Source organism: Pedobacter frigidisoli (assembly GCF_032678525.1).
Taxonomy (GTDB): domain Bacteria; phylum Bacteroidota; class Bacteroidia; order Sphingobacteriales; family Sphingobacteriaceae; genus Pedobacter; species Pedobacter frigidisoli_A.
This window is the reverse complement of the sequence record NZ_JAVTSE010000004.1, coordinates 446,967-464,135: the sequence shown is the minus strand read 5'-3', so window position 1 is coordinate 464,135 and position 17,169 is coordinate 446,967. Positions and strand designations below refer to the sequence as shown.

Sequence of the window (17,169 nt, the reverse complement as noted above, 5' to 3'; positions counted from 1 at the left end):
ACGCCCTTTTTTCCAGACGAGCGCAGGAATATAAGTACAAAAACAGACATGGTTCCTGATCTTATTGCAATTTCTGCTACCAATAACCAGTCCAGGTCTTCAAGGACATTTCCTTCAAATCTAAAGAGAGAATTATCATGCGGCTTCAGGTGTTGTGGCCTGATTTAAATCAAAAATAGCATCCACTACCCTTCCTGATGCTACCTAACCAAAATCCAACCCTGAGAAATCCGGATTATATCCACCGATGTAAGGAACAGCCAACATGAAAATGTGCTCATTTGCTGCTCCATATATCCAATACTTGAACGCTATCATTGATGGGGATTCCTGGAACAAGCTGGTAATATTGCCCATTCGCAAACTTAATCACTTTACTATCACCGTTTTCGTGAAGCCCTTCAGCAGTGTCTTGATCGTGAAACATTAGCATAGCATGTGCTACTGTTCCTAGTTTAATCAATCCTGGGTACGGTAAATCTTTTAACTCTAAATGCGGTTGCCCGATTGCATCAATAAAGGTTTCGTATTGCACGCTCACTTCTTCCTCATTTTCATCGTCGTAAGTATGTAATATTTTATTTCCTTCATTATGGACACGTCAGCCTTTTCACCTACCCTTACAATGTCTAAAAGGCCAGCTGGAGGTAATGCCATCAATTCATGAACAGAGCCTTGTGGAGCAAAAGCAATAACTACAGAAATTAAAGGCATCAGGTCTTTTTTAAGGCGTGCCATATCTTCAGCAAAAAAGTGTTTTGAAGGATAATTCATCGCAAAAAATAAAACCGCTAGCATCTCTTTCCCATGTACCGATGCCCTTTTTTTATTGATCGCTCGCCATAATCCATTTCTATCGCCAATAATTCATAGGCTGAATGTTCATGACGCGTGTGCATTATCTTTGCTACGAACTCCTCTATCGATAGGTTTTTTATTTTATTATGGAATTCCGGGTCTGATTCTTCAAGTGGTTGAAGGAAGTTTCGCATGAACACGTAATCCAGTGGTAGAAAACCTCCATTCTTTCCCATTACAGCTTTGACTTCATCGTTTGATAAAACAGCATCTTTGGAAAGATGACAATCCTCAAGATGGAATCTCACAGCAGGTAATAGGGCACTGCATGAATGCATAATCATTTTAAAATTCGGACTACTTTCATCTAATATATAGTCAATGCCCCCGTCCTGTTTTTCAATAAACTGCCATTCGCCCTAGCCAGTGTCCGGATGGCATCGATAGCAGTAAGCGAAGAACCCCTGATGGCTACTTTATGATAGTACGGTGCGCCAATTTTTCAGGTGGATAAGGCGATCAAAGTACCTTCGACTAAGAAAGCAAAGCGTATGGTGAGCAGAAAGATTATTTGGATCATTCAAGCTGCATTGGATGGACAAGGTCAGGGGACGATGAGCATGTGCATTCAGGAATATCAGTAGTGCTATCAAACGGCTCAGCAGGCACAAAAAGGATGGAAATAGGTACTCGCCTTGCACACAGCGTGTTTCGGGATCACCTTTCGCATCATGAAGGGGCGGTTACTGTTGGCGACGATGGTTGGGCAGAACTGTACTGCGACGCCGGTTCAGTTTCAGTCTGGGCAAAAGCTTAGTATCAAACTTATTCTGATGGCGGTGATTGAATTCACCGCCATATCCTATCCATATACTAAATCGTAATTTATAAAGGCAGACTAAACTGCGCAACGGTCCCTTTACCTTTGGGATTAGCTACTATTTTGATTTCGCCGCCATGGTGAGCGATAATCTCCGAACAAAGAAATAGACCTATTCCACTTCCTGATGCGATTTTGCTGGTATTTTCTACTCTATAGAACTTTTCAAAAACTTTGGTATGCTCCTCTTCGGCTATGCCTATACCATTGTCAACGACCGAAACTTTTATATTTCTATTTTCCCCGGAAATTTCAATTTCAACTTTAGATTCGCCAGGCGAATACTTTATTGCATTATTAACCAGATTTGTTAGTACCTGAGCGATCCGGTATCTATCAGCAGTTACGCTTAGGTTTTCTGTATTGATGGATAGCGTAACTTCAAAATCCTCATTTATAAGATTTGCATTGGCGATAACTTCTAATGTCAATTCCTCCAAATTTATTTTCTCTTTTTTAAGAATCATTTCTGATTGATAATGCAAGCGCTCATTGGTCATATCTTCCATCAGTCGTTCCACCTTTCCGCTTGCAGTGATTGCCCGCTCAGAAATAAGCTGATGCTTGGAATCGCCAGTTTTGGCAATGAATTTATGAAGTAACTGTAAATAACCCTTGACAACAGATAAAGGCGACTTTATTTCATGGGTAGTAATATTTAGCAGCTCGTCGCGCAGAATCTCCATGCCTTTTTTATTCGATATATCGATGGTGGTGCCAATTATGCGAACCGGTTTGGATTGCTTAAAAATAACTGTGCCCCGCACCTGCAGCCAATGAATCTTGTTATCGTGATGTCTGACACGTACTTCGAAATCATATGTAGGCGTTTCAGGATTCATAGCCAGCCTTACCCCCTCCTCCCTTCGCCAACGGTCTTCAGGCAATATCGCGTTGATAATCGTTTGCTCAGTAATAAGCTCATTTGGTGATAAATGAAAGTTTATCCTATTCTGGTCGGTACATTCGATCAGTTTGGTTTCAAGGTTAAATTCCCAAAAGCCAAGTTTGACCTGAGCAAGGGCTATAGCAAGATGCTCATCAGAGATCCTGGCAGAGTTAAAAAAGTTCTTCGGCAATTGTTTGCTATTTATTTTAGCAAAGTTAATCATTGCTTGTTAATCTGCAAATTAAGTAGTCTTAAAAATCTCAGTTCATTGCAAACTTTAGTCGTGGACAGTGGTTAAATAGGTACTCAATAGACAGGAGTAAATAAAGTATATCAAAAACTTTACTTAATAAAATACAATCCGGTTACCGATGGAAGATAACATATCACCTGAGCTAAAATGTTCACTAAATTTAGTGCCGAGTTGTTTAATGGTCATTTCACGCAGCTTCTCGATTTCCATGGTTAACAATTATTTTGCGGATTGCTTAAGGATTGATAAAGACATTATAGTCAATATGGATTTAGCCCCCGCTCTAAAACTTATCTCAAATAGTTCACCTGATATATTGCCTGATTACGCTCTTGATCTGGAACAATGGTTCAGAACAAATTTCGAAGCAATTCAAGTTAGTGATAAGAAAAACGATTTCAAGGCCGAATTTGAGGGAATCTCTTACAATACGATACACTCTGATAACGGACTAGGAGGAATCATTGTTAACTTCGGTATGGGTACGAGCGCTTGCAAAAGGCCTACTATTTCCGAGCGGGAGATGACCCTACAAAATATGACAGATGATTCAGAAGTACTCATTAGCATAGTCGATGAATATGGGAATCTTGAATTCCGTAACCGTGCCTGGGAAAAGTTTGTGGGAGACAGTATCCCCTCGAAAGGAAGATTCAAATGGGAGGATCTGGTCCACGTGGATGACCTTGAGCCGTTTCATGATAAGCTTTACGACGCGATTTCAACAAGGGCTTCATTTTCAGCGGAACTTAGAATGAAGGATCGGGATAACCTATACCGATGGTTGAAGATTAAAGGTTCACCGAGGATGAGTAGCTACCAACGATTCTTAGGGTATGTATGTACAGGCATAGAAATTAGTGAGATAAAAACCCAACTCATAGAACTTACCAGGTTGAATGAGGCGCTCTTATCCTCAAATGCAGAAATAGCTGCTCGAAAAGAAGAACTTCAATCTGCATTTGATGCAGCAGAAATGGGTAGCTGCAGTTTAGAAATCGCTACGTTGAAGGCAGAAATGTCAAAAGAATATCGTAATCATTACGGTCTGCCCGTACTGGGGGACATTGACTGGCAAATGGTCACGCAGGCTGTAGACCCAAAATACCGGGATGAAGTGAACCGCGTACTTTATGAGGCAGCTCAATACGGAAATCCGGTTGATAGTACCTACCCGATCCGCCACCTTGTATCCGGAGAACGGAAATGGATGAGGGTAGTTGGGAAGGTTAGCAAAGATAAATTAGGAAAACCTCAATCAGTGTATGCCGTGGTAATGGACGTAACTAGAAACATTGAGGAAGAACACCTTAAGAATAAGTTTATTGAAATGGTCAGTCATGAGCTTAAAACGCCGCTAACTTCAATAGGTGGATTTGTACAGCTCTTAGCATATAAATACGATCATGGCAAGCAAATTGATATGGTTAATATCTCAAAAAAAATCCAGCACCAGCTGTCAAAAATGGGCAGGATGATCGAAGGGTTTCTGAATATCTCGAAGATGGAGTCCAGCGAAATGAAGATTGTAAAGCGGGAATTCAATTTCTGTGACCTTATAAATGAACTGAATGAGGAATTTATCAATGATATTTCCACACATACCATTACTGCTACAAAGTGTGAAAATTTAATTGTGAATGGGGATAAGGATAGAATTGGAATGGTGATACATAATCTAATCAGCAATGCGATAAAGTATTCTTCATCCGGATCTGAAATACAGATCGAATTCCGGGCTGAAAGCAATAATCTGGTATTCAGTGTGAAAGACCAGGGCATAGGCATTATACCAGGGGAAGAAGAAAAGCTATTCAAGCGCTATTTCAGAAGCAAGAACCAGCGGATTTACACAGTAGCAGGTTTTGGTATAGGCCTGTACATCTGCGCTCAGATAATAAAACTACATAATGGGCTGATATGGGCAGAAAGTATTTCGGAAGATGGAGGTAGCAATTTTAGTTTTTCTATACCACAATAGCCTTGATACTGTTAAATCTATTGATTTGATTGGCAAACCAACTGGCTTGTATAGTTTAATTGCAGTTGAGAGATATCGGATTATACAAATGAGACTGGGTTTGGATCGTTAATAATTTATTATAATTTTTGTAAATAATAAATCGTAACAAATTATATCAGCAAATTACAACTCAAATAAGCTGTTATCAGTGGCGCTCCAAACTGAAACAAAAAAACATAGGTCTAGATGATTTTTTCTCAGGTTCCATAATCTTTATTAAAGCATCGTCTAAAAAATAAAAGATTGAGACTATTTTAATTTTGCTTGATTTTAGCCTCACCGTTTTAAACAAAGGCATATAAACTTCCGATATAATCGAAACACTGGAACAAAAAATTCATCTGGACCAGGGCAATCGTTTTCCAATAGAGTGTCACAATCAATGGTTCAGCGGAAATATTTACCTGGGTTATGTCTGATAAGCGCTCCTATGACATTTAAACCTTTCCCTATTTAAGTTCATATTTAGATAAGTATTTTAATAAAGTCTGGGGTAGTGATATTAATTTAGCAAAAAAAGAGCTGTGAATACAACAGCTGATAAAAAGTCACTTGTGCCAATAAAATTGCAAAACTTTCTAGCAAATTACATATCACATTAGACGTCAATAGTTATAAATTGATAGATAAGAGCTAAAAATTTGATATATAATCTTTTATTAATTTGGCAAGAAGGGATCATCTGATTATTTCTTCCATTCGGATTGCCCTGAATCCTCCTCAATACATTTAATATTATATTTCATATCTTCACTTGCCCATATCCAATCGTTACTTAGAATAGACTCAAGCAGTGACTCTTCAGCGCCATAACCAACTAGTGGTGTTCTTGTGGGATCATTCCTATAAAACATCATAATACCATCACTTTCGTCAGTTAAGAATACGAGCAGTGAAGTAACTAAGGACCTTTGGTAAATTTTGCCAAAATGCGTGATGATTATCAATTCTGCTGGTTCCATATATTTTTCTTTTGCTACACACCTACCGCAGAAGGAAATCTATACAAGGAACGTGGAATAAATAGCGCAGCGATTTATGCCGCGAAAGTCCTTTGAGAGATTGATGACGCGGTACCTTTGCAAGCAGAAAAAACTATGATCCAGCAAGGGAGAGATAGCAGAGGAATTCTTTCGTCATAAAATCTATATGATACTTTTTCTTGTTTGATAGATCATGGGCGATCCTATCAAACTATTAACTTGCTGGGATGTTCTTATCAGATCTCATAAGCTTCAACGACTCCTTAAGATAGTTTTTTCACTTCTGACAGACTACCGTACCTATTCGTGGCATTGGTATCTAATAACCGGAACTTGAGTTGGAGGGTGACCAACGCTGGAATTGTTAGATGGCAAGTTGTCCAACAGAAGCCAATTGACTGCTCCTATATATTAAATTACCTAAATTTTGAACATTAAGCATCGGATGGGTGGTGAAAAAAAGTTATGTACTACGTTCGGTATCCCGTGATCCTAGAATATCGTATAGTTAGTTTTGTTTAATAAAGAAAATCATGATATGGAGAATAAAGGGAATGAAAACACCAAATCTAAAGAGGAAGAACCAGCAAAGAAGCAAGACTCCGAGCTGGAGCTGCTTGTAACGCTACTTAAAACCATAGTGGTTACGCAAGATAACGTTATCGAATTGAACAACGCCATTAAATCAATTTGTACCCAATATAACGGAAATGTGATGTCAAAATTCAATGAACAATTTTCCATAATCTGCAAAATCGAAGCTAAAGTAGATAATCTTCATCGTATTTTTGAGCTAGCGAAAACAGACCCCAACGAGTTGAGAAAAGCAAACTTTGAAAGGAAAAACATTACGAAACGATCAATGCGTGAAGATTTGGAAAGAAGAAAACAACGTGAGTTAGCTAACGTAATATTGAACTTGAAGACTGATATCAATCAAAACTGAAAACATCATCTTCATCTAGATTTAAGCCCAAGTCTTTGTAAATATATCTTTGGGTAGTGGAAAAATCAGAATGTCTCATTTGTTTCATTATCGCTTCAATAATTTGATAGCTCTTAACATTTTTGCTTTTATTAACGTCAATAAAACGCTTGGCGCCCGTATGTTTTAGTGAATAGGGTGGTTTTGTAATTATTATTCCTTTTAACTTCAAATCTTTTTTGAGTTGATTAAAAGAATGCTGAAATATAGAATATGAAGCTGGGTGGTGCTTCTGAATATGGTAAAACAAATAATAATCCGGTTTCATGTCGGATCCGAAATAACTATTGATGTAGCGTTTTAATGCTTCCAGCAGTTTAGGATAAATTCTTACTTTATGGATCCTACCGTCACGTTGCCCCTTTGCGATCTCAGGCCTAACGTTGAAGTAACCGTCATCGAGGTCGAGATCTTTTATCCTCAACCTGTAAATTTCGCTAAACCTGAGAAACGAATAGAATACAGTTTTAGCAACAGCTTCCGATTGCGTACCGTAAAGACCTTCAAAAATCTGTTCAATTTCCAAGTCTGTAAAAATACTGGTTCTAGCATCACTCTTGAACTTGATAATCTGCGTCCCATCTTTCTTTGTAATGATCTTATTCTCAAGTATTCGCTCCACATAATTCATAGGGTTTACAGGGATGAGTTTATGTTTATAAGCGAATTTAAAAACACCTCCCAACCACCCGATTCTAATATTTGCTGTAAAAGCACTCCAGTCTCCAGAATCGTATTTTTCCCTAATGAATTGGGTAATGTGGAGATCTGAAATTTTCCTTATGTCGTCCGCGATTTCTAGTTTTTCCAGGAACGGAATGAACGCATAATTGAAATATCTGGAATAGTGTATGGCGCTGATTTCTTTGGAAGGTATTGGATTGACATAGTTTTTAGAAACAAACCACTGGTTGAAGACATATTGCATGCTATACTTCTCAGACTCCCTGAGCAGTTGTTGAGCCTGCTCTGCTATAGCCACCTTTCTGTTCAAAGGATCTATTCCATTCTGAAGATCATCTGCAACATAGGCGCACAATAAGTTGGCCTCATAAATTTTATTTTTTAGATTTTTAATTCGATTGAGATCGATATCATAACTGTTGCCATATTCTTTTCTGGAAATTTTGCTACCGTCGCTAGCTATAATAGTATACTTTACAAACCATTTTGTTATTGGTTTGTTGTTTCTATCTTTGTAACCAGTCTTGGCATTTCCTTTATTTAAATTCGGATAAATAAAGGGTTCTGTATAACTGAAATTTTCCATGTTTCATCTCTTAAATTTACTATGTATTTTTCTGCATTTTGGAATTATTTCGGGGATTTACGAAATCAAAACAAATCCCCGAAAAATCCCCGTTTTCTAAGTAAACTGCGTTTAAACACTCTAATATAACAATTTAATATGTCTGACGAGAAGATAATATTTTCAATGGCTGGAGTAAATAAAATTTACCCTCCACAAAAACAGGTTTTAAAAAATATATACCTTTCCTTCTTTTACGGTGCCAAAATTGGGGTAATCGGTTTGAATGGTTCGGGTAAATCATCGTTACTTAAAATTATTGCCGGCCTGGATAAATCATTTCAGGGCGAGGTGGTTTTCTCTCCAGGCTATTCGGTAGGTTACCTGGCGCAGGAGCCGATTCTAGACCCTGAGAAAACGGTACGTGAAGTAGTGGAAGAGGGCGTTGCCGAGGTTACTGCACTTTTGAAAGAGTATGAGGAAGTAAACGAAGCATTTGGTTTGGAAGAAAATTATTCTGACCCAGATAAAATGGATAAACTGATGGCCCGACAGGGAGAACTTCAGGATAAAATTGACGCATCAGGTGCATGGGAACTCGATTCCAAATTAGAAAGAGCAATGGATGCACTTCGTTGTCCTGATCCTGAAACTAAAATAGGTGTATTATCAGGGGGAGAACGCCGCCGTGTGGCCATGTGCCGCTTATTACTTCAAAAACCAGATGTATTGTTGCTGGATGAGCCTACCAACCACCTTGATGCCGAAAGTATCGACTGGCTGGAGCAGTTCTTACAAAATTACGAAGGTACTGTTATTGCAGTAACCCACGACAGGTACTTCTTGGATAACGTTGCAGGCTGGATATTAGAACTTGACCGTGGTGAAGGTATTCCATGGAAAGGAAATTACAGCAGCTGGCTGGATCAAAAAGCCAAGCGTCTGTCGCAGGAAGAAAAGACGGAGAGCAAACGTCAGAAAACGCTTGAGCGTGAACTGGAATGGGTGCGTATGGCGCCCAAAGCCCGCCATGCTAAATCTAAAGCACGTTTAGCTAATTACGATAAACTGGCCTCAGAAGATGGCAGAGAAAGAGAAGATAAACTGGAATTATTTATTCCTGCAGGTCCCCGTTTGGGTAATGTGGTGATTGAGGCTACAAATGTTACCAAGGCATATGGCGATAAGGTATTATTTGATAACCTGAATTTTTCCCTTCCACCCGCGGGTATTGTTGGTATTATCGGCCCCAATGGTGCAGGTAAAACTACTTTATTTCGCTTAATAACCGGACAGGAAGAAGCAGACAATGGAACGTTTCGTGTTGGTGAAACTGTAGAATTAGGGTACGTAGATCAAATGCACAACGACCTTGATGCCGAGAAAACGGTTTACGAAAATATTACCGATGGATTAGATAATATCCAATTGGGTAATAAGGCTGTAAACGGCCGTGCCTACGTTTCAAAATTCAATTTCAATGGCGGCGATCAGCAGAAAAAAGTAGGTGTATTGTCAGGTGGTGAGCGCAACCGTGTTCACCTGGCTATTACACTTAAAAAGGGTGCCAACGTATTATTGCTCGATGAGCCTACCAATGATATCGACGTAAATACCTTGAGGGCGCTTGAAGAAGCACTGGAAAACTTTGGTGGCTGCGCCGTGGTAATCAGTCACGATAGATGGTTCCTGGATAGGATTTGCACGCATATCCTGGCGTTCGAAGGTAATTCAGAAGTATATTTCTTTGAAGGTAACTATTCTGACTATGAAGAAAACCGCAAAAAACGTTTGGGTGATGTAACACCAAAACGAATCAGGTATAAGAAATTGGATTAAGTGCTGAACTCAAAGAGGTATTTACCATATATGAAAACTCCCGGCTGATGCCGGGAGTTTTTTTTTGACAGCCAGACTAAACTGTCGATTACCGTCGCCTCAAAACCTTATCCAGCACTTTTTCTGTCACCTGTTCCATAATCTTATATCCTTCCAGATTGGGATGAACGCCATCTACAGTTAACGCTTTACGTTGCCCCTTTTGATCATCCACCAGGGGTGTCCAGTAATCTAAAACAATATGATGTTTTTTCCTGGCATAGGCCTCAATCATATTATTTAATGCAATAATCTGATCTGCCGGTCGGATGTGTTTTGCCCAGGGGTATTCATTTATGGGCAAGTACTTACACAGGATTACCTTGATGTGATGCAGCTTGGCCAGCTCTGCCATTGACTGGATATTCTTCATGATCTTCTCATTGGTAACATGCCCGGTATTGCCCGAAATATCATTACTGCCAGCCAGGATGATGACCACTTTTGGTTTAAGGTCAATCACATCCTGTCTGAAACGGACAAGCAGTTGAGGAGAAATCTGTCCGGATATTCCCCTGTCAACATAAGCTTTTCCTTCAAAGTATTCAGGATCTTTCTGCTTCCAGAATTCAAATATGGAACTTCCCAGGAATACTATACGCTTTTCCCCTCTTTTCGGTTGACCAATGGAGTCGTTTTCTTTCTGATATTTAGTCAACCTTGCCCAGTCATCAGCGAAATTTTCTTTTTGCTCGCTTGCTGCACTTTGCGCGTATAAATTGCCGTGAAAAAATAAAGTAATAATGAGAACGTAAAATATTGCCCTTTTATTAATGTTTTTTGCTTTCATATCAGGTGCCGATGCTGTACATTATTTCTTTTCTTCTCTCGGGCCTCTTTTGTAGATGACCAGACCATTTAAGAAATTGCGTAAAATCTGATCGCCACAAGGCTTAAAATTTTCGTGATCTTCATTTCTAAAAATATCACCTAGTTCTGCTTTAGTTACTTTAAAGCCTACTAAATCACAAATGGTAATGATATCTTCTGTTTTCAACGATAACGCTACTCTAAGTTTTTTTAATATGTCGTTGTTGCTCATGTTTGACTATTTTTTATTTTTTATAAGGGATACATTGAGTTAACTCGCTAAAGCTATCTTCAGTTTCTTTCCTTTGATTTTTTCATTACTTAAAACCTTCAGCAGTTTATCTATACACTTACGATTTACGGCTACGTAGCTCGAGGTATCTTTCACTTCAATCAAGCCCAGGTCGTCTTTTTCCAATCCCCCTTTTTTTAATAATAAACCCACAATATCTACCTTATTGATTTTATCTTTTTTGCCATGGGCAAGGTATAGTGTTACCCAGTCACTCGCCTCAGGTAATTGGTAATCGTCCGCCAAAATTTCTTCCTCAATATCTTCAGGTAGGTACTTATAATGCTCCTCTTCCGTTAAAATGGCGTAAGCTGTACCTTTAGCATTCATTCGGGCAGTTCTACCATTGCGGTGAATGTAGGCATCTTCAGTGTATGGAAGCTGATAGTGAACAATATATTCTACTTCCGGAATATCGAGTCCCCGTGCTGCAAGATCTGTCGTAATTAATATTTTGTGACTTCCGTTTCTAAACTTTAAAAGGGCCTTTTCACGATCGAGCTGTTCCATACCCCCATGAAAAACATCGTGGGCCAGTCCGTGTTCAAAAAGCAAATCACTTATCCGGTCGACCGTTTCCCGGTGATTGCAAAAAACAAGGGTATTCTTTCCACCTATTTTGCTCAGCAGCTTAAAAAGAACCTCTAATTTATCAGCAGCAGGTGCTTTAACCATTTTCAGTTGAAGAGCCGGTTTATTTTGGATATTAGCTGAAAAATCTATCTCAGTTGAATGATTTAATTTCACAAATGGCGGAATCTCATCCATACGGGTAGCTGAGGTAAGCACCCTTTGCCTTAAGGATAAGAGCGAACCAATGATGTAGCTCATATCACTTTCGAAACCAAACTCCAGCGACTTGTCAAACTCATCAAGAACCAGGGTTTCAATAAATGATTCGTCGAAATTTTGATGCTCAAGATGATAGGCAATCCTTCCGGGTGTACCAATAAGCACAGCCGGCGGATGAGCTAAGTTATTTTTCTCTATCCTAACTGCATGCCCGCCATAGCAGCAATTCACTTTAAAACCTGTACCCATTTGCCTGAAAACCTGCTCAATCTGTAAAGCAAGCTCGCGCGAGGGAACCAGTATAAGCGTCTGCACTCCCCTGATATCAGGTTTAAGTTTATCGATCAGCGGCAGCAGAAACGCAAGGGTTTTACCCGAACCGGTAGGTGCAATTAACACCACATCTCCACCTTTCGACGAGGCATTTAAAGATGCTTCCTGCATTTCATTTAATGCAGATATGTTTAACCTTTTAAGGGCATTTTCCATCATATGCCGTAAAGGTAAGCATTTCTGTTTTGCCTGATGACGGTTAGCCTTTTTTTAAGAAACGGTTTCTGAGTTTACGAATAACCTTCGCATTGAGTCCTTTTTCCAACGCAAATAGCATAGTACCTCTTTTCCCCAATGAAGAATTTAATTTTTCATTTACGGTATCAACCGACAATAAAATCATGTCAGCCATTTCATCTGCAAAACGATTTGCCCTACTGTTTTGCAATAATTGAAATTCTTGAATTAATTCTGCAGTTACCATAATTTTTTCATTTTGTTATCATTAAAATAACGGTCGCTCATTGTGATTTGTTTCAAAAAACATCCATTCATTGCAAATGTCAGGCATAACCTGTTGATAACTAAACTTTTGTTAGCAAATAAACAACCTGGAATTAACAACTATTTAACTTTTACCACCTATTTTTATAAAAACCTGATTACCATTTGTTAACCTCAAAAAAACACGATGTATGACATGGAAAAAATTTAGTGGAGAGATTATTCAATCTTCCATCCTCGAAGAAATCGAAAAAGCAATTATCAGAGAAACTGAAAACGGGTATAAACTAAAAGTTTGTATCGGAACTGATTCACAGGTAAAGGGTGTAATTACCGATTTCGCTACCGTCATTGTATTGCTTCGGGAACACCACGGAGGTTTCATGTACATCCATCAGGAAAAAAGTAACCAACAGGTCAGTATCAAAGAACGCATGCTTACAGAAGTACAAAAATCAATTGAAACCGCCTATTCTATTTGTGATTTACTGGATATTTATGACGTTGCCCTGGAAGTTCATGCAGACATCAATACCAACCCTTCCTTTAAATCCAACAAAGCTTTAAACGATGCAATGGGTTATATTATGAGCATGGGATTTATTTTCAAAGCCAAGCCAGAGGCCTTTGCAAGCTCAACCTGTGCCGATAAAATGGTTCATTAGTTTTTTTACGCGTTGAGGTAAACTTATCCCAATGCAGGAACTAAAGATGCCCTGGCTGCATACACGGATCATTACCGTGTATGCAGGGTTCCTATTGCAAAAAAATAACAAAACTAAAAACGGCATTCTTTGTTTGTAACCAAAAAACCGCATTGAAAACCTACCGCTTAGAATTTACCCAAAAGTTACCCATCACCCTTGAAAAGGCCTGGGACTTTTTCTCTTCTCCACTAAATCTTTCAGAGATTACACCTGAAGGCATGACCTTTGAGGTAACAACGCCAGGAATGGAAAATACGAAAATGTATGCCGGGCTGATTATTACCTACAAAGTTTCGCCTCTGTTAGGAATCAAACTCGACTGGATGACAGAGATCACCCATGTTAAAGATCAGGAATATTTTATAGATGAGCAACGTTTCGGACCTTTTGCTTTCTGGCATCACCAGCATCATTTCAGTAAAATAGATGGTGGAGTACTCATGCACGACATCCTGCACTACAGCATAGGCTGGGGACCTATTGGTAAAATAGCTAACGCCATTACCGTAAATAAAAAAGTGAAGTCTATTTTTAACTTCAGGTACAAAAAAGTGGAAGAAATTTTTGGCAGGTTTTAGGCAACATTACCATTGTTTTGTCGAAATCGTCTCTGTTTTCTTAGGTTTCGGCTGCGTGGTTGCGTCCGTAGCTAAATATTTTTTGAAATCTGCAGCAAACTTCATCGCTTTTGAATAGGCGCTCTCCTGAATGGCTATCCACTCTCCGGCATTGAGTTTACCAACAGGTTTTTCTAAAGGCGTGCTGATTGTAGTGGATGCAACAAAATTACCGTAACGATCACGCTTGTAGGGAGTGAAACCAAAATCATTGAGCCAGAAACGATACTTACCATCACGAGCCTCAAAACTGAACTGGTAACTAAGTTCTCCACTTGGGTGTCCGACAACCAATAAGGTTTTATCAATCACAACTTTACCAGTAGCCAACACAGAACTATCCGTAGCCGAAGACTGCTTTAACTGTTTTTTGTAAAAGTCATTTACAAATTTAGAAGCCCTCGATGTTAATACCTGTTTATTCAGCATCACAGAATCAACCACTTTATAGTAAATAAACTTACCCTGTTCATCTTTAGAAAAGTTTTTCTGCTGGGCAAAAGAAGTCAGTGAGCAGATGCTGAGCAGTATGACAAGGATAGATCTCATTGATATTGAAGTTAAGCAAAAATGAATTTAAGAAAAAGCCGCCAGCTTTTGCAAACTGGCGGCAATATAAATAGTTGTTTTTGAATTAGAAAGCGTAAACTGCTGCCAGAGAAAACTGGCCTGCATTAGGCGCAATTGCACCACTTTCTTTGTAGAATGACTTGTCGCTATTATGATCTAACCTTACTTCAGGAATAAAAGTTAAACCGCCAGCTTTAATATTAGCGGTTAAGGTTACTGCTGTGAAGGAAGTTTTCGGAGTAGTCCCGTATTTTTTGTACTGAAAATATTCTCCTCTTAAACCTAACGTTACAGCATCAGCAACGGCATACTGAGGATATAGCGCAGCACCAACATAGCTTCCGAAAACATTGCTATCCTTAATATCATAGTTCGCCGCGTTTAAACCCAGCTTAAATTTATCTGTAATCTGATAAGAAGTTGTTAAATCTTCAATCGTTCCGTATCCGCCAAATCCGGCGCCCGATAATACGTTCAAGTAAGCTGTCCAGCCTTCAACCGGGGCTACCATTAACTGACCACCGATAGCAGATACGCCTCTTGAAGCAGAATACACATTCCAGTCGTTGAATAAGCCAGCCATTAAACTTACCTTATCACTGAATTTATATGTCGCTTTGATACCCGCATTCTGGAACGGCCCGTTAGTAAACAGATATGAAGTTGAATAGTTGAAATTACCTACCGGAGAAATTACCTCGTATCCGATAAATGTACCCATATAACCAGCTGTCATTGAAAACTGGTCTGAAAAATCATAGTTTACATATAAATTCTGAATATTGAATGAGGAACCCCCTGCCGCTGCATCAGGAATAGATTGTGTTTGCCCACGAGGGCCAAAAGACAGCTCACCTACAAACGAAGCTTTGCCTGTTTTCTTTTTCAAGGCGATATCAATCATGCCCAGAGAAACTGAATTGTGATCTGTTACAAATGAGGTTTTCGCGTTTCTTGGATCTTTCGCAAAATCATATTTAAAATAAGTATCTACTGATCCGGAAATTTCCAGAGGGGATGTTGGCGTTTCCTGAGCCAGGGCACACGTAGTGCTGGCCATTGCGAAAATAGCAGTTAAAATTTTTTTCATGTTTGAGCTTTTGTGGGGGTTTAGATATTTGTTTTTAGGGGGGATTAAATTGCTTCTGTAAGGGGTCTGTGACTTTCTACATAAATTGCTTTTTCTTCTACTAACAATGTACCTTGTGAGTATTTTTCATCGTGTTGAGATTGGTCAAGACCTAATTCTTCATCTTCTTCAGAAACGCGGATTGGCTGAATCAAATTGATGAATTTAAAGATGATGAAAGAAACTACGAAACTGAACGCGATAACCAAAGCAGCACCTTTCAATTGTGTAATAAAGAAATCAACACCACCGTAGAACAAACCATCGGCACCTGCAGCATTCACAGTTTTAGTTGCGAAAACACCTGTTAATAACATACCAACAATACCACCTACACCATGGCAAGGGAACACGTCTAATGTATCATCTAAAGCTGTTTTTTGTTTCCAGGAAACCACAAGGTTTGAAATTACCGCAGCAATCGCGCCAATAAAAATACTTGACGGAATACTCACGAAACCTGCACCCGGAGTGATGGCAACAAGACCAACTACCGCACCAATACAAAACCCTAAAACTGATGGTTTTTTACCTCTGGCAACATCAAAGAACATCCATGATAAACCAGCAGCACCAGCAGCAGTATTTGTAGTTAAGAAAGCAGATACAGCTAAGCTACCAGCGCTTAACGCAGAACCAGCATTAAAACCGAACCAACCGAACCATAGTAATCCAGTACCAATTAATACGTATGGGATATTAGCTGGTGGAACTTCTTTATGCTCTAAGTGAGATTTTCTTCTTTTCAACACCAGTGCTCCAGCTAACGCGGCCATACCAGCAGAAATGTGAACAACGGTACCTCCGGCGAAATCAAGAACGCCCATTTTGAATAAGATACCTTGTGGATGCCATGTCCAGTGCGCCAGTGGTGAATAAACAAAAATTGCAAATAGAACGATAAAAAGGATATAAGAAGTAAATCTGATACGTTCTGCTACAGCACCAACAACCAGGCCTGGAGTGATAATCGCAAACATCAATTGAAATACAGCAAATAATGAAAGTGGAATAGTTAAATCGGCACCGCCCTGTAAATGTGGTGCACCAGAATTAACGCCTTTAAAGAACAAGAATGTTGCTGGGTTTCCAATTAAACCGCCAATCGTATCACCAAATGCCAGACTGAAACCAACAACTGTCCATAAAACGGTAATTACACCTGCAGCCACGACACTTTTGATCATGGTTGAAAGTACATTCTTACGGTGAACCATACCACCATAAAAGAAGGCAAGGCCAGGCGTCATTAAAAATACAAGAGCGGCAGCAATCAGAATGAAGGCCACATCAGCTTGATTGTATTTACCCTCGTCGAAATTAGGCAGAAGGGGTACAAAGAGCGCAAGGATTGCGAAGATCATTAAGACCGCAAAAGGTGCAAACTGTTTAAAGGAGAATTTACTCATGGGTTTTTAGATTAATTTGTTTGTATTGATTAAATATGTGATTTAACAGGAATAATTTTTATAAAAATACAAGATATTGTCATTTTTACACCAGAAAATAGAAATCTTTTAACAAAAAAGCATAATTT

General features: G+C 39.1%; 18 protein-coding genes. 6 read left to right on the top strand and 12 right to left on the bottom strand.

Features of this window, described 5'->3' with window-relative positions; genetic code table 11:
* Nucleotides 1-277: 277 nt before the first annotated feature.
* Complete coding sequence (locus R2Q80_RS13900; RefSeq protein WP_316800159.1) at nucleotides 278-541, bottom strand: hypothetical protein; 264 nt, start codon at nucleotides 539-541, stop codon at nucleotides 278-280.
* Nucleotides 538-774 (bottom strand): hypothetical protein, encoded by a 237-nt coding sequence (locus tag R2Q80_RS13895; RefSeq protein ID WP_316800158.1) that lies wholly within the window; start codon nucleotides 772-774, stop codon nucleotides 538-540. Before R2Q80_RS13895 ends, R2Q80_RS13900 begins: the two co-directional genes overlap by 4 nt.
* A gap of 700 nt (nucleotides 775-1,474) precedes the next feature.
* Here R2Q80_RS13895 and R2Q80_RS13890 point away from each other — a divergent pair.
* Nucleotides 1,475-1,615 carry an alpha-amylase domain-containing protein gene (locus R2Q80_RS13890; protein WP_410478743.1) on the top strand — a complete coding sequence of 47 codons (141 nt, stop codon included), beginning with the start codon at nucleotides 1,475-1,477 and terminating at the stop codon, nucleotides 1,613-1,615.
* A gap of 68 nt (nucleotides 1,616-1,683) precedes the next feature.
* On the opposite strand, the gene R2Q80_RS13885 is transcribed toward R2Q80_RS13890, so the two are convergent.
* Nucleotides 1,684-2,757 carry a PAS domain-containing sensor histidine kinase gene (locus R2Q80_RS13885; protein WP_316800157.1) on the bottom strand — a complete coding sequence of 358 codons (1,074 nt, stop codon included), beginning with the start codon at nucleotides 2,755-2,757 and terminating at the stop codon, nucleotides 1,684-1,686.
* Nucleotides 2,758-3,085: 328 nt separating this feature from the next.
* Between R2Q80_RS13885 and R2Q80_RS13880 the strand changes: the two genes are divergently transcribed.
* A complete protein-coding gene (locus tag R2Q80_RS13880) occupies nucleotides 3,086-4,801 on the top strand; it encodes a sensor histidine kinase (protein ID WP_316800156.1) in 1,716 nt (571 codons plus the stop codon).
* Nucleotides 4,802-5,529: 728 nt separating this feature from the next.
* Here R2Q80_RS13880 and R2Q80_RS13875 read toward each other — a convergent pair.
* Nucleotides 5,530-5,805, bottom strand: coding sequence for a hypothetical protein (locus R2Q80_RS13875; protein ID WP_316800155.1), 276 nt, complete (start codon nucleotides 5,803-5,805; stop codon nucleotides 5,530-5,532).
* Nucleotides 5,806-6,364: 559 nt separating this feature from the next.
* Here R2Q80_RS13875 and R2Q80_RS13870 point away from each other — a divergent pair.
* The gene (locus tag R2Q80_RS13870) at nucleotides 6,365-6,772 is read left to right on the top strand and encodes a hypothetical protein (RefSeq protein ID WP_316800154.1); all 408 of its coding nucleotides are present in this window, start codon (nucleotides 6,365-6,367) and stop codon (nucleotides 6,770-6,772) included.
* Here R2Q80_RS13870 and R2Q80_RS13865 read toward each other — a convergent pair.
* A complete protein-coding gene (locus R2Q80_RS13865) occupies nucleotides 6,759-8,081 on the bottom strand; it encodes a site-specific integrase (protein ID WP_316800153.1) in 1,323 nt (440 codons plus the stop codon). The genes R2Q80_RS13870 and R2Q80_RS13865 overlap by 14 nt on opposite strands.
* Nucleotides 8,082-8,219: 138 nt before the next feature.
* Here R2Q80_RS13865 and ettA point away from each other — a divergent pair, with 138 nt between their 5' ends.
* Nucleotides 8,220-9,899: an energy-dependent translational throttle protein EttA gene (ettA, locus tag R2Q80_RS13860; RefSeq protein WP_316800152.1), complete on the top strand. Its 1,680-nt coding sequence runs from the start codon at nucleotides 8,220-8,222 to the stop codon at nucleotides 9,897-9,899.
* A gap of 88 nt (nucleotides 9,900-9,987) precedes the next feature.
* On the opposite strand, the gene R2Q80_RS13855 is transcribed toward ettA, so the two are convergent.
* The 4 genes from R2Q80_RS13855 to R2Q80_RS13840 are packed head-to-tail and all read right to left on the bottom strand — an operon-like array spanning nucleotide 9,988 to nucleotide 12,589.
* Entirely contained in the window at nucleotides 9,988-10,728 is a 741-nt protein-coding gene (locus tag R2Q80_RS13855) for a GDSL-type esterase/lipase family protein (protein ID WP_316800151.1), read from the bottom strand.
* Nucleotides 10,729-10,749: 21 nt separating this feature from the next.
* Nucleotides 10,750-10,980, bottom strand: coding sequence for a DUF1456 family protein (locus tag R2Q80_RS13850; protein WP_047798500.1), 231 nt, complete (start codon nucleotides 10,978-10,980; stop codon nucleotides 10,750-10,752).
* 39 nt (nucleotides 10,981-11,019) lie between these two features.
* Nucleotides 11,020-12,324 (bottom strand): DEAD/DEAH box helicase, encoded by a 1,305-nt coding sequence (locus tag R2Q80_RS13845; protein ID WP_316800150.1) that lies wholly within the window; start codon nucleotides 12,322-12,324, stop codon nucleotides 11,020-11,022.
* Between the two features lie 40 nt (nucleotides 12,325-12,364).
* Nucleotides 12,365-12,589 (bottom strand): hypothetical protein, encoded by a 225-nt coding sequence (locus tag R2Q80_RS13840; protein ID WP_316800149.1) that lies wholly within the window; start codon nucleotides 12,587-12,589, stop codon nucleotides 12,365-12,367.
* A 211-nt stretch (nucleotides 12,590-12,800) separates the two neighbouring features.
* On the opposite strand from R2Q80_RS13840, the gene R2Q80_RS13835 reads away from it, so the two are divergent.
* Complete coding sequence (locus R2Q80_RS13835) at nucleotides 12,801-13,274, top strand: ribonuclease H-like YkuK family protein (RefSeq protein ID WP_316800148.1); 474 nt, start codon at nucleotides 12,801-12,803, stop codon at nucleotides 13,272-13,274.
* A 152-nt stretch (nucleotides 13,275-13,426) separates the two neighbouring features.
* Nucleotides 13,427-13,894: an SRPBCC family protein gene (locus R2Q80_RS13830; RefSeq protein ID WP_316800147.1), complete on the top strand. Its 468-nt coding sequence runs from the start codon at nucleotides 13,427-13,429 to the stop codon at nucleotides 13,892-13,894.
* A gap of 6 nt (nucleotides 13,895-13,900) precedes the next feature.
* On the opposite strand, the gene R2Q80_RS13825 is transcribed toward R2Q80_RS13830, so the two are convergent.
* The 3 genes from R2Q80_RS13825 to R2Q80_RS13815 form a co-directional block, all read right to left on the bottom strand.
* A complete protein-coding gene (locus tag R2Q80_RS13825; RefSeq protein WP_316800146.1) occupies nucleotides 13,901-14,482 on the bottom strand; it encodes a DUF4468 domain-containing protein in 582 nt (193 codons plus the stop codon).
* Nucleotides 14,483-14,567: 85 nt separating this feature from the next.
* On the bottom strand, nucleotides 14,568-15,593 hold the full coding sequence (locus R2Q80_RS13820) for a porin (RefSeq protein WP_316800145.1): 1,026 nt from the start codon (nucleotides 15,591-15,593) through the stop codon (nucleotides 14,568-14,570).
* Between the two features lie 44 nt (nucleotides 15,594-15,637).
* A complete protein-coding gene (locus R2Q80_RS13815; RefSeq protein WP_316800144.1) occupies nucleotides 15,638-17,041 on the bottom strand; it encodes an ammonium transporter in 1,404 nt (467 codons plus the stop codon).
* Nucleotides 17,042-17,169: the final 128 nt, after the last annotated feature.